Source organism: Psychrobacter sp. 16-MNA-CIBAN-0192 (assembly GCF_040309565.1).
GTDB lineage: Bacteria > Pseudomonadota > Gammaproteobacteria > Pseudomonadales > Moraxellaceae > Psychrobacter.
Genome location: NZ_JBEOOX010000171.1, coordinates 1 through 279 on the forward strand (window position 1 = coordinate 1; position 279 = coordinate 279).

Genomic DNA, 279 nt, shown 5'->3' on the forward strand with positions numbered 1-279 from the left:
GGCGCGGCACGCAGCGCATCGAGGAGGCGCTCGCCGAAGCGGTGCCGGGCGCGCGGATCCTGCGGATCGATGCGGACAGCACGCGCCGCAAGGGCAGCGCGCAGGCGCTTTTTTCCGACGTGCACGCGGGCGAGGTCGACATCCTGGTCGGCACGCAGATGATCGCGAAAGGGCACGACTTCCAGCGCGTGTCGCTCGTCGGCGTGCTCAATGCCGACACCGCGCTGTTCTCGCACGACTTCCGCGCGAGCGAGCGGCTGTTCGCGCAGCTGATGCAGG

General features: G+C 70.3%; 1 protein-coding gene. It reads left to right on the top strand.

Annotated features, from left to right (window positions below; all coding sequences use genetic code 11):
• On the top strand, positions 1 to 279 hold a 279-nt coding region (locus AAEY78_RS12800), incomplete at both ends, for a helicase-related protein (protein ID WP_352339703.1).